Annotated in this window: 14 protein-coding genes; 8 read left to right on the top strand and 6 right to left on the bottom strand. The window is 61.3% G+C overall.

What is annotated here, in order from left to right; genetic code table 11:
- Positions 1-14 precede the first annotated feature (14 nt).
- Both BM235_RS12445 and BM235_RS12440 read right to left on the bottom strand, forming a co-directional pair.
- Positions 15-929 carry an L-lactate dehydrogenase gene (locus tag BM235_RS12445; RefSeq protein WP_090113298.1) on the bottom strand — a complete coding sequence of 305 codons (915 nt, stop codon included), beginning with the start codon at positions 927-929 and terminating at the stop codon, positions 15-17.
- A gap of 24 nt (positions 930-953) precedes the next feature.
- Positions 954-1,751: a formate/nitrite transporter family protein gene (locus tag BM235_RS12440; protein WP_090113296.1), complete on the bottom strand. Its 798-nt coding sequence runs from the start codon at positions 1,749-1,751 to the stop codon at positions 954-956.
- Between the two features lie 201 nt (positions 1,752-1,952).
- Here BM235_RS12440 and BM235_RS12435 point away from each other — a divergent pair, with 201 nt between their 5' ends.
- Positions 1,953-2,459, top strand: a complete 507-nt coding sequence (locus BM235_RS12435; RefSeq protein ID WP_090113605.1) for a ferritin — start codon at positions 1,953-1,955, stop codon at positions 2,457-2,459.
- A 97-nt stretch (positions 2,460-2,556) separates the two neighbouring features.
- Here BM235_RS12435 and BM235_RS12430 read toward each other — a convergent pair whose 3' ends face one another.
- Positions 2,557-3,444 carry a metallophosphoesterase gene (locus BM235_RS12430; RefSeq protein ID WP_158543727.1) on the bottom strand — a complete coding sequence of 296 codons (888 nt, stop codon included), beginning with the start codon at positions 3,442-3,444 and terminating at the stop codon, positions 2,557-2,559.
- A 224-nt stretch (positions 3,445-3,668) separates the two neighbouring features.
- Here BM235_RS12430 and BM235_RS12425 point away from each other — a divergent pair, with 224 nt between their 5' ends.
- From BM235_RS12425 to BM235_RS12410, 4 genes are all read left to right on the top strand, one after another.
- Positions 3,669-4,871 carry an MFS transporter gene (locus BM235_RS12425; RefSeq protein WP_255374356.1) on the top strand — a complete coding sequence of 401 codons (1,203 nt, stop codon included), beginning with the start codon at positions 3,669-3,671 and terminating at the stop codon, positions 4,869-4,871.
- 100 nt (positions 4,872-4,971) lie between these two features.
- Positions 4,972-5,754: an enoyl-ACP reductase FabI gene (gene fabI / locus BM235_RS12420; RefSeq protein WP_177244224.1), complete on the top strand. Its 783-nt coding sequence runs from the start codon at positions 4,972-4,974 to the stop codon at positions 5,752-5,754.
- Positions 5,755-6,064: 310 nt separating this feature from the next.
- On the top strand, positions 6,065-6,505 hold the full coding sequence (locus tag BM235_RS12415) for a MarR family winged helix-turn-helix transcriptional regulator (RefSeq protein ID WP_090113281.1): 441 nt from the start codon (positions 6,065-6,067) through the stop codon (positions 6,503-6,505).
- A 75-nt stretch (positions 6,506-6,580) separates the two neighbouring features.
- Positions 6,581-7,849: an MFS transporter gene (locus BM235_RS12410; protein WP_090113279.1), complete on the top strand. Its 1,269-nt coding sequence runs from the start codon at positions 6,581-6,583 to the stop codon at positions 7,847-7,849.
- Positions 7,850-7,852: 3 nt separating this feature from the next.
- Here BM235_RS12410 and BM235_RS12405 read toward each other — a convergent pair whose 3' ends face one another.
- A complete protein-coding gene (locus tag BM235_RS12405; protein ID WP_090113277.1) occupies positions 7,853-8,527 on the bottom strand; it encodes an LrgB family protein in 675 nt (224 codons plus the stop codon).
- Positions 8,527-8,907: a CidA/LrgA family holin-like protein gene (locus BM235_RS12400; RefSeq protein ID WP_090113275.1), complete on the bottom strand. Its 381-nt coding sequence runs from the start codon at positions 8,905-8,907 to the stop codon at positions 8,527-8,529. The genes BM235_RS12405 and BM235_RS12400 overlap by 1 nt, the downstream gene beginning before the upstream one ends.
- Before the next feature lie 113 nt (positions 8,908-9,020).
- On the opposite strand from BM235_RS12400, the gene BM235_RS12395 reads away from it, so the two are divergent.
- From BM235_RS12395 to BM235_RS12385, 3 genes are all read left to right on the top strand, one after another.
- Complete coding sequence (locus BM235_RS12395) at positions 9,021-9,914, top strand: LysR family transcriptional regulator (RefSeq protein ID WP_090113273.1); 894 nt, start codon at positions 9,021-9,023, stop codon at positions 9,912-9,914.
- A 159-nt stretch (positions 9,915-10,073) separates the two neighbouring features.
- Positions 10,074-13,547 carry a PAS domain-containing hybrid sensor histidine kinase/response regulator gene (locus BM235_RS12390; protein WP_158543728.1) on the top strand — a complete coding sequence of 1,158 codons (3,474 nt, stop codon included), beginning with the start codon at positions 10,074-10,076 and terminating at the stop codon, positions 13,545-13,547.
- A gap of 19 nt (positions 13,548-13,566) precedes the next feature.
- Positions 13,567-13,869, top strand: coding sequence for a hypothetical protein (locus BM235_RS12385; RefSeq protein ID WP_090113269.1), 303 nt, complete (start codon positions 13,567-13,569; stop codon positions 13,867-13,869).
- Positions 13,870-13,932: 63 nt separating this feature from the next.
- Here the strand turns inward: BM235_RS12385 and uraA are convergent, their stop codons facing one another.
- Positions 13,933-15,228 carry a uracil permease gene (uraA, locus tag BM235_RS12380; protein ID WP_090113267.1) on the bottom strand — a complete coding sequence of 432 codons (1,296 nt, stop codon included), beginning with the start codon at positions 15,226-15,228 and terminating at the stop codon, positions 13,933-13,935.
- Between the last annotated feature and the right edge of the window lie 78 nt (positions 15,229-15,306).

Genomic DNA, 15,306 nt, shown 5'->3' with positions numbered 1-15,306 from the left:
AGATCGCCGGCGTATTATACGCCGATGCTCGCGATGAGATTGCGCAGCTTGTCGGCCGATCGATGCAGCAGCTCGCGCTCGAAGTCCGAGATCTTGATATCGATGATCTCGCGCACGCCCTGGCGGTCGACGACGCACGGTACGCCGAGGAAAACGTCCGAAACGCCGTGGTAATCGTGCAGCAGGGTGGAGACATTGAGTACGGCGCCTTCGTCACGCAGGATCGCGGTACAGATCCGGTCGAGCGCGAGGGCGATGGCGTAGTAGGTCGCGCCCTTGGCGCTAATGATCTGATACGCGGCATCGCGCGTATTCGCGAATACTTCTTCTTTGTCGGCGTCGCTTAAGGACAGCTCGGCGCCGGCCACGTTGGCCAGGCTCCAGAGCGGCAGCTCGGAGTCGCCGTGCTCGCCGACGATATGGCCGTGCACGCTGCGCGGGTCGATCTTCAGCTTCTCGCCGATCAGGTAACGGAAGCGCGCGCTGTCGAGCAGCGTCCCCGAGCCGATGATCCGTTCGACCGGCCAGCCCGATTTTTTCCAAGTGATATAGCTCATGATGTCGACCGGATTCGAGGCGATGAGCAGGATGCCCGTCGTATTGTACTTCAGCACCTGTTCGACGATGCTGTCGATGATGACGGCGTTGCGCTTCAGCAGATCGACCCGGGATTCGCCTTCGCGTTGGGCCGCCCCGGCCGTGATGACGATGATATCCGCATCCTTGCAGTCCTCATAGCTGCCCGCCCATAGATCCCCGCCGCCGAGAAACGGCATGCCGTGATTCATGTCGAGCGCGTCGCCGACGGCTTTTTTGTGATTGGCATCGATGAGCACCAGCTCGTCCACCCGGTTGCGCAGCATGAGCGTGTAGGCGGTCGTCGAACCGACGGCTCCCGCGCCGACGATGACAATTCTCGATTTTTTCATCCAATTCCTCTCCTTGCATCGAATCTAGTGTTCGTCTTGCTGCGATTCTTCCATAAAAGGCTTATTGACATAATAATACATGTAGGCCATGAGCACGCCGCCTCCGATCAGATTGCCCAGCGTGACCGGGATCAAGTTGTGGAGGACGCCGCCGAGCGAGATCGTGCCCGGATGGTGCAGCACGAGCGCGATGGCGAACGTGCACATGTTGGCGATGCTGTGTTCGTAACCCGAGATGAAAAAGCAGAAGACGAACAGCATCATCGCGAACATTTTCGCGCCGTTCTCCTTCATCGACATCGGGACGAAAAAGGCGAGACAGACAAGCCAATTGCACAGGATGCCCCGGAAAAACAGCTCGACGACCGGCGTGTTCATCTTCTTGTCCACGACGCTGAGCAGGAAGCCGTTGACGCTCTCGTCCTTGAACAGGGCGGTGGCGAAAATCATGAACGCGAACAAGCAGGCGCCGATGATGTTGCCGGCATAGCTCCAGCACCACAGTTTAATGGTGTCGGTCCAGCGGATTTTCCGGCGAAGCGCCGTGTAGGAGTAGTAAAAAGTGTTGCCGGTAAACAGGTCGCCGCCGCCGTATACGATCAGGATGATCGCCGCGCCGAACGTGATCGCCGCCATCGGATACGTCAGCGGAGAGTGCTCGAGGTAAAAGTAGTTGCCGGTTTTGAAGGCGACGATGACGCCGAAGCCGATGAACATGCTGGCGAGCGCCGAACGGGCGAGATAGCGGAGCTTACTCTGCTTGAATATTTTCATCTTTTTTTCTGCCAGCTTTTCGACCATGCGAAGAGATTCCGTTTCCATCGATTCACCTCGCTTTCACGGATTGGCATAGATACCCAAGGCCTGCCTCGATTATGCCATGGCCGCGGCGCCGGGTCCACGATTTCTTACCCGATCCGCGACCACCGCGGATTTTGTCGTTCGCCGCCATGGGCGAGCGAGACAAAATGTGGTAAACTGATTAGCGTTCGAAAAACAATCGATGGAGGTGCGCTTCAGATGATGAACGACACGCTGCACGACGCGCTGAACGAGCAGCTTAACTTTGAACTGCATTCCGCGCACGTCTACATCGCGATGGCCGGCTACTGCTCCGCCGAGAGCTTGGACGGCTTCGCGAATTTTTTCGTCATCCAGGCCGAAGAGGAGCGCTTTCACGCGTCCAAGATTTATAAGTATTTGAACGACCGCGGCAAAAAGGTCAAGCTGAAGGGCATTCCCGATCCGCAAAACGACTACGGCTCCATCCTTGAAGTATTCGAGCATGCTTACGAGCACGAGCAAGAAGTCACCCGCCGCATCTACCATCTGTCCGACCTCGCGCTGAACGATCGCGAGCATGCGACCATTCAATTTCTGAAGTGGTTCATCGACGAGCAGGTGGAAGAAGAGGCGCTGTTCGACAGCATCATCGCCAAGCTGAAGCGCATCGCCGACGACAGCAACGCGTTCTTCATGATGGACGCCGAGTTCGCGAAGCGTACCTTCACGCCGCCGGCTGCCGAATAAGACCGCCTATCGCCTCTGCCAGACGACAATAACAAACGACCCCGGGAGCACATGCTGCCGGGGTCGTTTGTCTATGCGCGAGACGTATTTTCAGGAACTAGACGTCCGGAGCCTCTAGCCGCCGCAGCGTAAATACGCAAAGCTCCGGCACGCTGCCGAGCCTGACGCGAAAGCGCGTCGTGCCGATGCCCCGGTTGACGTAAAGCAGGTACGGCCTACGCGGCCGGCGCCGGTCGGAGACGACGTGCAGACCGGACAAATATCGTCTGCCGAGCTGCGTGCGAACGAGCGCGCCGACGATCGGAAGCTTGACTTGTCCGCCGTGGCTGTGGCCGGAAAGCTGCAGGTCGACCGGATAGCGGACGAGAAAGGCCGCAACGTCTGGCTCGTGCACGAGCAGCAGGTTGAAGCCGTCCGGACGGAGCTTCGCGAGCGCGCGCGACGGGTCCGGCCTGCCGAGTACGTAGTCGTCCAGACCCGCTACCGTCAGATGCTCGCCGTTTTCCAAACGTATTTTTTTAGTTTCGTTCAGCAGCAGTTCAAAGCCCGCCTTCTCGAGCGTCGGGTTCGTGCTGCGCCTGGTCCGCTCGTATCCGAAGTCGTGATTGCCGTAAACGGCGAATTTGCCAAGGGGGGCCTCGATGCGGGACAGCAGCGGCGACAGGTCCTTCTCCCGGTCGGGATTATGCTTCCTGGCATCGAACAGGTCGCCCGTGAACGCGACGATATCGGGCTTTTCAGCGGCAATCGTCGAGATGAGGCCTTCGAGTCTCTTTACCGAATAGTTGGGTCCGATATGCGTATCGCTGAATTGTACGATCTTGACGCCGTCGAAGCCCGCGGGCAACCACGGGGATTCGATCTCGCGCCGGGTCACGGCGAGCCTCGCCGGCTCGACGAAAAAAACGTAGATGCCGCCTGCCAAGAAGAAGGCGAATAGCGCAGCCGCTGCGCCGATTAACCAGAGCCATTCCGTGTTCGCCAAGACGCTTCCTCCTTCTCCCATTTTCTAAATGTATCAAAAAAAGGACCGTCAAACAAAAAAACGGCCGAAATCGGGTAAGACTAAGCATAACGCGATTCGAAGGAAAAGGGAGGCGATGCCGCATGGGCAAGGCGATCGCGAATGGAAGGACAGGGCAGCGGTCCGGATCGTTCGGACCAACCGGATCGTCCGGACCGGCCGGACGGACGGGACAGCGCAAGCTCATGGTCAGCGCGGGCCTCAGCTGGCTGTTCGACGCGATGGACGTCGGGCTGATCTCGTTCGTCGCGGCGGCGCTGGCGGCCGATTGGGATCTAGGCAAGCAGCAGCTAGGATTGCTGGCCGCGATCGGCTCGGTCGGGATGGCGGCCGGCGCCGCCGTAGCCGGCTCGATGGCGGACCGCTACGGCAGACGCACCGTGCTCCTCGCCACGCTGCTCGTATTCAGCGTCGCCAGCGGACTGTCGGCGCTCGCAGCGAGCTTTGCCATGCTATGCCTGCTCCGGTTCGCGGCGGGCTTCGGGCTCGGCGGAGAACTGCCGGTAGCTTCGACGCTCGTGTCCGAGTCGGTTCGGGCCGAGGACCGAGGGCGCGCCGTCGTGCTGCTCGAGAGCTTCTGGGCGGTCGGATGGATCGCCGCCGCGCTCATCGGGTACTTCGTCATCCCGGACTACGGCTGGCGTGCCGCCTTCGTCATCGGCGCGCTCCCCTGCCTGTACGCGATTTATTTGCGCCGCGCGGTGCAGGACGCCCCGAGGTTCCGGGAACAGCAGCGATCCCGCGAACGCGTCAAGCTCCGAGATCGGTTCGCGCAGCTGTGGGCCCCGCGTTATCGGACTTCGACCGTCGCGCTCTGGGTGCTGTGGTTCACGGTCGTCTTTTCCTATTACGGGATGTTCCTGTGGCTGCCGCAGGTCATGGTGCTCAAGGGCTTCAGCCTGGTCAAAAGCTTCGAATACGTCCTGTTCATGACGCTCGCCCAGCTGCCCGGCTACTTCAGCGCGGCGTGGCTCATCGAGAAATTAGGGCGCAAGCGCGTGCTGACGATCTATCTGATCGGAACGGCGATCTGCGCGTGGTGGTTCGGCTGGGCGACGAGCGACGCCATGCTCATGACGGCCGGCGCTTGCCTGTCATTCTTTAATCTAGGCGCCTGGGGCGCGATGTATGCCTATACGCCCGAGCTGTATCCGACGCGCATCCGCTCGACCGGCGCGGGCATGGCCGCTTCGTTCGGCCGAATCGGCGGCGTGATCGGTCCTTATCTGGTCGGTTATTTGCTGGAACGCGGGACGGGCATTACGGGCGTCTTCTTGATCTTCTGCGCCGCGATCGTCGTCGGGGTCGTCGTGCTGCTCGCATGGGGCAGGGAAACGCGCGGCGTCGATCCCGACGATGCGGCCGAATCGGCCGCGAGCGTCGGTTAACCCGGGCGGCGCATATCGGGCGTCGCGTGCCGGCCTGTCCTTCGCCGCCGCATTGGGCTATAATGAATCATCCATAAATGAATAGCGCAAGCGGAGGTAGATGGAAGTGTCTGGATTGCTTAACGGTCAAAATGTCATCATCATGGGAATCGCCAACGAACGGAGCATCGGCTGGGGGATCGCCAAATCGCTGCACGCGCAGGGCGCGCGCCTGATTTTCACGTACCGCAAGGAGAGATCGTACGAAAAGCTCGCCAAGCTGCTCGCGGAGAGCGGCATCGAGCCGCTGCTGACGGTGCAGTGCGACGTGTCCGACGACGCGTCGATCGAAGCGGCGTTCGGCAGGATCGGCGCCGAAGCGGGCGTCGTGCACGGCGTCGTGCACTCGCTTGCCTTTGCGGACAAGGACGAGCTCGGCGGCGAGTACGTCGACACGTCGCGCGAAGGCTACCTGCTCGCGCAGGAATCGAGCGCCTTCTCCCTGGTCGCCGTCGCGAAGGCCGCGAAGCCGTTGATGTCGGCTGGCGGCAGCATCGTCACCCAGACGTATCTGGGCGCCGAGCGCGTCATGCGCAATTACAACGTGATGGGCGTCGCCAAGGCAGCGCTCGAGGCGAGCGTCCGCTATTTGGCCGAGGATCTGGGCAAATACGGCATTCGCGTCAACGCGGTATCCGCGGGTCCGATTCGCACGCTGGCGGCGAAGGGCGTCTCGGGCTTCAACGACATCATGAACACGGTCGAAGAAAAGGCGCCGCTGCGCCGCAACGTCGACCAGTCGGAAGTGGGAGACGCCACGATGTTCCTGATCAGCGGGCTGTCCCGCGGCATCACGGGCGAAGTGCTGCACGTCGATGCGGGCTTCCATATTATCGCAGGGTAATTATCAAGCCGTTCTCTCGCCGTATGGAGGGAGGACGGCTTGTTTGCTAGTGCTATCCTGCAAAAGTCCATGATCCAAGGCCCGTATAGTGGGTTTTGCGATCTATCGCGCAAAAGTGCACGGTAACTAGCCTCTTTATAGCGAGATCCAGCGTGTTTCGGGTGAAAATGCTGCATTTTTGCGCGATAGGCAAATCGACGAGAAGGTGTGCCGATCTCGATCGTGTACTTTTGCGCGATAGATAATCCGGTTGACGAAACAAGATTAAAGTTATATAGTTGTCATGACAACTAAATTGAGGTGATCTTGTATGGCCAGGGAAGGTTTGGAAGGCTCGCTCGGCTTTACGACGGGTCTTGTCTACCGGCGCATGTCCAATCGACTGATGCAGCGGCTAAGACCTTACGATATTACGCCTGAGCAATGGTCCGTGCTTTACTACGCTTCGCATTCCGAAGGCTTGATTCAGAGAGAGCTCGGCGAGCGGGCGGGCAAGGATAAGCCGACGACGACGCGGATCGTGGACCATCTCGTCCGCAAAGGCTGGATCCTAAGGCGCCCGGACCATATAGACAGGCGCGCCATTTATATCGAAGCTACAGCGGAGGGACGCCGGCTTATCGCCGAGACGACGCCGATCGAGGCGGCCGTGCTTGCGGAAGCGACTTCTTGCCTCACGGCCGAGGAGCACGAGACGCTGCTCGATCTGCTGCACCGCGTAGGCAAGCACGTGGACCAGCTGAAGGGTTAGCGAACGCTTGCAATCGGGCGGCTGTCATTGTGCGATCATCCAAGTCAATCCATCCTACGAAGGAGCTCATGCAGCATGAACGAGACTGAACGAACCGCCCCGCTATGGACGAAGGCTTTTATCGGCCTGACGCTGGGCTTCTTTTTATTGTTTCTTAATTTGCAAATGCTATTGTCGTCTCTGCCGGTTTACGTGAAAGGGGAGCTTGGCGGCGGAGACCTGACCGTCAGCCTCGTGACGGCGACGTTCGCGCTCGCCGCCATCGCGAGCCGCTTCGCGACTGCGGCGCTCATGCCGAAGCTCGGCCGCACGGCGCTGCTGTACGCGGGGCTCGCGGTCGCCGTGCTGACGACTTTCCTCTGCGCCTATGCCGACGCGATCGGGTCGCTGATCGTCATTCGCGTGCTGTACGGCGTCGGCTTCGGCACGGCGAGCACGATCGTGCCGACGCTCGTGGCGCGGATCATCCCGCAGGACCGGATCGGCGAGGGCATCGGCTACTTCGGACTGTCCACGAGTCTCGCGATGTCGCTCGGCCCGATGATCGGCATGAATCTCATGACCGGGCTCGGCTTCCCGGCATTGACGCTGTCCAGCGCCGCCGCCGCGGCGTTGTCGGCGGGCGTGCTGCTGCTGTCCGGAGCGGTTCGCGGCGGAAAGCGGGACAGCCGGAAGGCGGTACCCGGCGCCGCGGCTCCGAAGTCCGAAGCCGCGATCAAGGAAACTTCTAAAGCAAGCGCTGCAAAGTCTGACCCAACGCCAAACACGATCGTTCCGCTTCTCTTCCCGGCATTATTGAATATGCTGCTCTCCGTGACGTACAGCGGCTTGCTCAGCTTCATCGCTCTGTTCGGCGAGAGCGTCCATATCGCGCAAGTCGGCTTGTTTTTCCTGTTCAACGCGATCACCGTCATCCTCGTCCGGCCGATCGCGGGTCGTATCTTCGACCGCAGGGGGCATGCGGCCGTCTTGATTCCGGCCGCCGCATGCGTGCTGGCCAGCATGCTCGTACTGTCGGGCGCGACGGGCATGCCGCAGCTCATCGCCTCGGCGCTGCTGTACGGGCTCGGCTTCGGGGCGATCCAGCCGACGCTCCAGGCTTGGATGCTGCGAAGCACGCCGCGGGAGCGCCACGGCTTCGCCAACAGCATGTACTACAACTCGACCGACCTCGGCGTCGCGATCGGAGCCGTCCTGCTCGGCGCGGTAGCCGCCCACACGGGATACGCTCGCATGTACGGTTATTCCGCGCTGATCATGGCGGGATTTCTCGTTCTGTATATCGCGATGCGGTTCGTCGCGGCCGCCCGGGCGTCGAAGGCCGGCTCTCAGCCGTCCGTTTAATCGTCACTGGAACAGGGACATAATGGGCGCCGCGGCGCACAGCGTCACGAACGCGGTGCATATCATGGCGATGCCCGCGCAGGCGCCCGCGTCGGCGCCGTATTCGAACGCCTTCGCGATGCCCGCCGCATGCGCGGCGGTTCCGAGCAGGATGCCCCGCCCGGCGGAGCTGCGGATGCGCATCCAGCGCACGAGCAAGGGGCCGACGATCATGCCCGTTAGCCCCGTCGCCAGCGTGGCGACCGCGGTGATCGTAGGCACGCCGCCGAGCGCGCCGGAGACGGACAGGGCGACCGGCGTCGTCGCCGACTTGGGCGCCAGACTGTCCATGAACGGCGCCGCCAATCCGAACAGGCGGGCGAGCACCGCGGAGACGGCGACGGCCGCGAGCCCGCCTGCGGTCGCGCCCGCGGCGATGGCGCGCACATGCTTTTTCAGCACGTGCAAATGCTTGTGCAGCGTGACGGCGAGCGAGATCGTCGCCGGACCGATCATGTCTCCGATCCAATGGGCGCCCCGGTCGAAAGCGTCGTACGAGGAGCCGCTCAGCAGCAGCAAGGAGATGACGACGGCGGGGGTGACGACGAGCGGCGTCAGATACAGCTTGCGCGTCCGCGCATACAGCCGTTTGGAACAAACGTAGACGAGGACGGTAACCGCGGGCCAAACGAACGGCATCACGATGCCGCCTCCCCGCCGCGGGCCCTGCCCGAACGCTCGCCGGTCAACCCCGCGATCGCCATGACGATGGCCGTGCTCAGCAGGATCGTGGCAAGGATCGCTACGCCGCTCTCCACGATCAGCGGCTTGTAGCGAACGATGCCGACCGTGGCGGGAACGAAAAAGAGCAGCATTTGCGCGACGAGCCATTCCGCGCCAAGCTCGATCCAGGCGAGCTTCACGATTTTCAGTTCGAGCAGCGCGAACAACGCGAGCAGCCCCAGAATGCTGCCGGGAATCGGCAAACGGAGCGCTTCTGCCGCCATTTCCGACGCTCGGGTACCTGCGATCAAAAAGCCGACTTGAAGCGCGATTTTAACGATCGTGTTTGTTTTCATTTTGTCAGGCTCCTTTTGATAACCGTAAATAAAGTATACGAATAGCCCTGTCATAGGTAAAATGAATATATAGAATAGAGATCATTCCAAAACGATATGAAAGAGGCTGCACAATGGATATCCGGCATCTGGAGGCCGTGGCGGAGATCGCGAAGCGGGGAAGCTTCACGCGGGCGGCGGACGCGCTTCACGTCGCGCAGCCGACGCTCAGCAAGGCGGTCATTCAATTGGAGGAGGAGCTCGGCGTCCTGCTGTTCAGCCGGGAGGGCAAGCGGCCTCGGCTGACCGAAGCGGGAGAGGCTGTGCTTCGCTACGGGGGACCGATCCTCGCGCAGATGGACGCGCTGCACCGGGAGCTGACGGACCTGGCCGAGCTGCGCCAGGGTACGCTTCGGCTCGGTCTGCCGCCTATGGCCGGCTCCAACTTTTTTCCGGGCGTCATCGGCGAATATCGAAGGCAGTACCCGGGCGTCGCGGTCCGTCTGTCCGAAGCGGGCGCCAACCGGCTGGACGAAGACCTGCGGGCCGGCTTGCTGGACGTCGGCGTCCTGCTGACGCCGACCGACGACGCGTTTTACGATTCGTTTATCGTCATCGACGATCGCATGAAGGTCGTGCTTCCCGCCGGGCACCGCTTGGCGGACAGACCTTCGCTCGCGCTGGCGGAGCTCGCGGAGGAGCCGTTCGTGCTGTTCCGCGCGGACTTCACGCTGCATGGACGGATCACGGCCGCGTGCGCGGCGGCGGGCTTCAGGCCGAATATCGTCGCGGAGAGCTCGCAGTGGGACTTCATCGGACAGATGGTGGGCGAAGGGCTCGGCATCGCCCTGCTGCCCGCGACGATCTGCGCGCAGCTTCGCCCCGAGCTTGTGCGGACCCTAGAGCTGGCGCCGCCCGGACTGCCATGGCAGCTGGTCATGGCATGGCGGCGGGAAGGCTACCTGCCGCTTGCCGCGAAGGCTTGGATCGCGCTCGCGCGGGAACTGTTCGCGAGCTCGCCCGCGTGATTCGCGCGAAGCGGTTCGGTTTATTATTGGAGAAGGTACGAAGCCGCAGGCGATTGATCGCGATACGTTTTCGACATGCGGGCATGGTATAATCTTATCGAAATTTCGCCATCCGGCTCGAATAGACAGGCGATTCACTTAGAATTTGGAGGCTCGCGGATGACTTCTCCCTTGGACTACGGCATCATCTTCCAGCAAGCCAGCAATTTTTCGTTAAACGGCTTTGCCGTCATCTCGGCATCGGACGATACGCTTCTCAAGCTCAATCCGGCTTTGTGCGACATGCTGGGTTACCGGGAAGAGGAGCTGATCGGGGTGCCTTTTCCCGATATTACCGACCGCGATCCGAATCGGCCTTCGTTCTACAGGGCGGCGGCGGACAGGTGCAAGGCGCAGAGCGGCCATATGGAGGAGATCGAGAAGCGTCTTCTGCATAAAAAAGGACGCGCCATCTGGGTACGCATGCGTTTGTCGTCCGTCAGGGACGCCCAGACCGGCGAAGCGTTGTATTTGTGCGCGGAGATGCTGGACATCACGAGCTTGAAGACGGAACGGATACCCGTGTTGGACAACCGTCATTTGTACATGCTACTCACCCGCAACTCGCACGACCTCGTATCGGTAAGCACGCTGGAAGGCAAGCTGCTCTACATCTCCCCGTCCTGCTTGGACGTGCTCGGGTTCACGCCGGAGGAAATGACCCTCAACTTGCGGCAGGAATATTACCATCCGGAGGATGCCGACGAGATGAGCCGGCCAGGCAAGCTCTTCTCGAACGACCGCTTTTTTCTTCGCCGCGTCCGCCGCAAGGATGGCCGGTATCTGTGGTTCGAGGTATGGTCCCAAGTCATCTGGGACGAGACGGAGCAGGCGGACAGGGTGCTGTCCGTCGCCCGGGACGTGAGCGATCGCAAGCAATACGAGGACAAGCTGGACGAAGCGCAGCGGATCGCCAAGATGGGCACCTACGAGATCGATCTGGCCCGCGACGTCATTACGCTGTCGAAGGGGGCGAAGCGCGTCCTCGGCTTGCCGGAGAGTTTCGAGCAGGGTCCCATCGATTCCGCCATGGTCAACATTCCGCCCGAGGACCGCGAGCGAATCCATCGTCATCTGGACCAAGTGTCCGCCGATACGCTCAAGGATTCGGTCGTTTACCGGCTCATCCATCCGGACGGCTCGTCGCGCATTCTCGAAGGAACCTGGGAGGTGCTCGATGCCGATGCCAGGCAGCCGACCCGCCTGCTCGGCACGGTTCAGGATATTACCGAACGCAGGCAGTTCGAGCAGCGGCTGCAGGAGAGCGAGCAGCGCTACAAGTCGCTTTTCGAATACAATCAGTCCGCCGTATACTCGATGAATCTGAAGGGGGAGTACCTGACTGCCAATCCGAATCTGGAAAAGCTGACGGGATATACGCTCGAGGAGCTCATCGGGATGTATTACGGTCCGCTCGTACCGCCTCGCTGCGAGGCTAAAACGGCGTATCACTTCGCGCTGGCGGCGCGCGGCGAGGCGCAGAATTACGACATTGCGATTATCCGCAAGGACGGCCGCGAGATCGAGACGAACGTGTCGAACATCCCGATCGTCGTGGACGGCGAGGTCGTCGGCGTTTACGGCATCTCGATCGATATTACCGCCCGCAAGCGGGCCGAAGAGAAACTCATGGAAAGCGAAAGCCGGTACAAATGTCTGTTCGACCTCAACAACTCCCCGATTTGTTCCTTCGATCTGGATGGCCGATTCACGAAGATCAATCCCGCGATGGAGCAGCTGACCGGGTACGGCCGGGAGGAGCTTCGCGAGCTCACGTTCGCGCCGCTCACCCATCCGGACGATTTGGAAAAGCTGACGGAGCACGTCAATCTTGCGTTTCGAGGAACGCCGCAGACGTACGAGGCGCGCCTGATCCGCAAAGGCGGGGATGTCCTCACGCTGAGCATCACGAACGTGCCGATCGTCGTGAACGGCGAGACGGTCGGCATATACGGCATCGCGACCGACATTACGGCGGCGAAGCAGCATACCGAGCGCGTTCATAAACTCAATGAGGAGCATACCCGTATCTTGAACTCGGTCACCGAGGGAATCTTCGGCCTGGACGAGGAAGGGAATTTTACCTTCATCAACCAGTCGGGCGCCCTGATGCTCGGCTTGCGGGAGGATCGTCTGCCCGACGTATCCGCGCTGCGCTATCTGCTTCAGACCGGCATGGACGGGCAAAGTTACTGGGACGACGAGTCCCCTTTGATCCTGGCGCTTCGGGAAGGGCGCGCTTACCATGACAAGGACGCGGTATTCTGGAAAAGCAACGGCACGAGCTTCTTGGCGGACTATCGAATCTCGCCGACTTACGAGGACGGCGTAGCCAAAGGCGCCGTCGTCGTTTTCCGGGACGTGACCGGCGAGAAGGAAATCATCGAGGCGAAGGAAAGGGCGGAGAGCGCGGACAAGGCCAAGTCCGAATTCCTGTCGGTCATGAGCCACGAGCTGCGGACGCCGATGAACGGCGTCATCGGCATGACGGGGCTGCTGCTCGATACCGAGCTTTCGGACGAACAGCGCAGCTATGCGGAGGTCATCGGCCGGAGCGGCGAATCGCTGATGCATATCCTGAACGAAATTCTGGACTTCAGCAAGATCGAAGCCGGCAAGCTCGTGCTGCACTATGAGCCGATCTCGGTGCGGAATACGGCCGGCGAAGCGCTAGAGCTGTTCAAGGCCCAGGCGGCGGACAAAAAAATCGAGCTCGGTATCCGGTTCGAAGGAGACGTGCCGGAGCTGATGTTCGGCGATCCCGTCCGGCTGCGGCAGGTGCTAGTCAACCTGATGAGCAACGCCGTCAAGTTCACGGAGAAGGGGTCGGTGTTCCTGTACGTCCGGGCGATGCCGACGAGGAACAAGGAAGCGATGCTGGTCGAATTCGCGGTGCAGGACACCGGGATCGGCATTCCGAAGGACAAGCAGAGCTTGCTGTTCCAAGCGTTTTCCCAATTGCACTCGGGCACCAATCGCAAATACGGAGGAACCGGGCTCGGGCTGTCCATCTGCAAAAAGCTGGTCGAGCTCATGGGCGGCACGATCGGGTTCGATACGATCGAAGGACAAGGCTCTACGTTCCGGTTCACGCTGTCCTCGCATGCGCAGCCCGAACATGCGGCCGCGGTCGAAGCGGACGTCGGAGCGTCCCGTACGGCGAGCCGGGCGGACGAGCCATTCGAACCGCGCTTCGGTCCGATGCGGATTCTGGTGGCGGAGGACCACGCGGTGAACCAGCAGATCATCCGGGCCATGCTGAACAAGCTGGGCTATGAGCCGACGATCGCCGCGGACGGGCAAGCCGCGGTCAACGCGGCGATCGCGCAGCCGTTCGACCTGGTGCTGATGGACGTGCAGATGCCTGCGATGGACGGATTGCAGGCGGCGGCGAAGATCAAGGAGCTGCTGCCGGAGCACCGTCGCCCGATCATCGTCGCGCTGACGGCGTTCGCGCGTCAGGAAGACCGGGCGGCTTGCCTGGCCGCGGGCATGAACGATTTCTTGAGCAAGCCGACCCGCCCTGCGGAGATTCAAGAGCTGCTGGTCAAATGGTCGGAGGACATTCGGGCGAGACGCTCGCGTCGCGGATAAAAGAAGGAGGAAAAGGGGCATGGCGTTCGGGGTCAAACGCGAAGAGCTCGAAGCCTGGAAGCGGAAGGTGGCCGAAGGCGAGATCGCTTATTTAACGCATTATTGGTTCGAGCCCCGGTTCCCCGGCGTCAAGACGATCACGAAGGTGGGCTGCGCGGACCTGCTCAAGCTGGCCGACTGGTGCGAACGGCACGGCTTGAACCCGGCGTACATTCATGCGCGCAGGCCTTTCCCGCACTTCGACCTGATCGGCGACAAGCAGTCCGAGATTTTGCGGCTGGAGGGACAGTGGGAGCAGCTGGCTCGCTTCGGGATGGCATAAAAATGAAAAAACCGCCGGAATCGAAGATTCCGGCGGTTTTTGGCGTGCGGCTGAATGCCTTTCTTAATGCGAGCCTTCCTTTTCGTTCGACCAGCCGAGCTTCTCGAACAGCTTGAACAGCAGGCTCATCGCGATCGCGACGACGGTGGCGAGCGCCATGCCCGAGAGCGAGAAGTCGCCGGCCTTGATCTTGACGCCGGAAAGTCCGGTGACGAGCACGATCGTCGTGAGGAACAGGTTGACCGGCTTGCCGTAATCGACCTTCGATTCGACGAGCATCCGCAGGCCCGAGGCGGCGATGACGCCGAACAGCAGGAGCGATACGCCGCCCATGACCGCTTCGGGTATCGCCGCGATCAGCGCGGACAGCTTGCCGAAAAAGGAGAGCACGATCGCGATGACGGCCGCGCCGCCGATGACGAAGGTGGAGTAGACGCGCGTGATGGCGAGTACGCCAATATTTTCCCCGTAGGTCGTATTGGGCGTCGAGCCGGCGAAGGCGGACAGAATCGTCGAGATGCCGTTGCTCAGCATCGAGCGGTGCAGGCCCGGGTCCTTGGACAGGTCCTTGCCGACGATATTGCCCGTGACGATCAGGTGCCCGATATGCTCGACGACGACGACCAGGGCGGCCGGCACGATCGTGAGCATGGCCGACCATTCGAACGAAGGCGCCGTAAAGGTCGGCGAAGCCAGCCAGCCTGCGCTCTTCACGCCGGCAAAGTTCGTCAGTCCGAGCAGCCAGGATAGCACGTAGCCGGAGACGATGCCGAACAGGATCGGGATGATTTTCATGAAGCCGCGGAACAGCACGGAGCCGAAGACGGTGACGAGCAGCGTGAACGCGCTCACGGCGATGACGGTGCCGTCCGGCGACCAGTCCGCGCTGCCCGGCTTCGGGATCCAGCCGGCCATGCCGGCCGCGACCGGGATCAGCTCGAGGCCGATGACCGCGACGATCGCGCCCATGGCGGCCGGCGGGAATACGACGTCGATCCAGCTCGTGCCGGCGAACTGGACGATCAAGGCGACGATGACGAAGACGACGCCTGCCGCCAGGAATCCGCCGAGCGCCGCCGCATAGCCGTCGCCGTGATCGGCGTAGGTGCCGATGACCGCGCCCGCCGGCGCGATAAAGGCAAAGCTGGAGCCGAGGTAAGCGGGAATCTTGCCCTGGCAGATGAAAATGTACAGCAGCGTGCCGATCCCGTTCATCAATAAGCAGATGGCGGGGTCGACGCCGAGCAGGTTCGGCACGAGTACGGTGGAGCCGAACATGGCGAATAAATGCTGCAGGCTGAGCATGAGGCTCTGGCCCAGCGGAGGCCGTTCGTGGATGCCGATTTCTTGCCTCGTCACTTGTTGCTAACCTCCATTATTCAACGAATATGTATAAATCCTTTGTCGATTCTATACAGTTCATTCCGATTTGACAAG

Source organism: Cohnella sp. OV330 (genome assembly GCF_900112065.1).
Taxonomy (GTDB): Bacteria; Bacillota; Bacilli; order Paenibacillales; family Paenibacillaceae; genus Cohnella.
This window is presented reverse-complemented; position numbering and strand designations above follow the sequence as displayed.

What these genes read in the sequence shown, in the direction of transcription:
- BM235_RS12445 (WP_090113298.1), bottom strand. Translation starts at nt 929, where the DNA reads ATGAAAAAATCGAGAATTGTCATCGTCGGCGCGGGAGCCGTCGGTTCG.
- BM235_RS12440 (WP_090113296.1), bottom strand. Translation starts at nt 1,751, where the DNA reads ATGGAAACGGAATCTCTTCGCATGGTCGAAAAGCTGGCAGAAAAAAAG.
- BM235_RS12435 (WP_090113605.1), top strand. Translation starts at nt 1,953, where the DNA reads ATGAACGACACGCTGCACGACGCGCTGAACGAGCAGCTTAACTTTGAA.
- BM235_RS12425 (WP_255374356.1), top strand. Translation starts at nt 3,669, where the DNA reads ATGGTCAGCGCGGGCCTCAGCTGGCTGTTCGACGCGATGGACGTCGGG.
- fabI (WP_177244224.1), top strand. Translation starts at nt 4,972, where the DNA reads ATGGAAGTGTCTGGATTGCTTAACGGTCAAAATGTCATCATCATGGGA.
- BM235_RS12415 (WP_090113281.1), top strand. Translation starts at nt 6,065, where the DNA reads ATGGCCAGGGAAGGTTTGGAAGGCTCGCTCGGCTTTACGACGGGTCTT.
- BM235_RS12410 (WP_090113279.1), top strand. Translation starts at nt 6,581, where the DNA reads ATGAACGAGACTGAACGAACCGCCCCGCTATGGACGAAGGCTTTTATC.
- BM235_RS12405 (WP_090113277.1), bottom strand. Translation starts at nt 8,527, where the DNA reads ATGCCGTTCGTTTGGCCCGCGGTTACCGTCCTCGTCTACGTTTGTTCC.
- BM235_RS12400 (WP_090113275.1), bottom strand. Translation starts at nt 8,907, where the DNA reads ATGAAAACAAACACGATCGTTAAAATCGCGCTTCAAGTCGGCTTTTTG.
- BM235_RS12395 (WP_090113273.1), top strand. Translation starts at nt 9,021, where the DNA reads ATGGATATCCGGCATCTGGAGGCCGTGGCGGAGATCGCGAAGCGGGGA.
- BM235_RS12390 (WP_158543728.1), top strand. Translation starts at nt 10,074, where the DNA reads ATGACTTCTCCCTTGGACTACGGCATCATCTTCCAGCAAGCCAGCAAT.
- BM235_RS12385 (WP_090113269.1), top strand. Translation starts at nt 13,567, where the DNA reads ATGGCGTTCGGGGTCAAACGCGAAGAGCTCGAAGCCTGGAAGCGGAAG.